1 protein-coding gene is annotated in these 548 nt (G+C 49.8%); it reads right to left on the reverse strand.

Features of this window, described 5'->3' with window-relative positions:
• A partial coding sequence (locus R7040_RS29185; protein ID WP_318098005.1) for an ATP-binding cassette domain-containing protein occupies positions 1-548 on the reverse strand: 548 nt, incomplete at both ends.

The following is a 548-nucleotide window of genomic DNA, read 5'->3' on the forward strand; positions in this document are numbered from 1 at the left end:
ATCTTCAGGTGCCCAAGTCGACACTTCCATGCCATCTAAAGTCACCTTTCCAGCTAAAGGCCGAATGTTACCAAGCAATAAGCGAGCAAATGTCGATTTGCCAGTGCCAGAAGGGCCAATTACTCCGACGGACACCCCCGGCGGGATTGATAATGTGATAGAAGACAGCACTGGCTCAGTCGCACCCGGGTGACGGTAAGTGAGCCCGGTTAACTCATAATGGCCTTTCGGTTTAGGTAACGGCATGTCAGATTCGTCTTGACGAACAATCGCATCAATCTCCTTTAACCGTTTATAAGCCGTTCGCGCAGACATAGCGCTGCGCCATGTTCCTATCGCTTGCTCCATCGGCGATAATGCCCTGCTCATCAGACTAGAGCTCGCGATCATCGCACCCGCCGTGATTTCATGCTGAATAACCAACCATGCACCACCGCCGAGTAAAAATATTTGCAAAGAGCCACGAACAAACTTAGAAAAGTTAGCCATATAAATCGATTTTCCGGCAACTCGCTCTTCAAGCACGCTGACACTCTGTACTCGCGATT

The sequence above is a fragment of the Vibrio sp. 1069 genome, assembly GCF_033340555.1.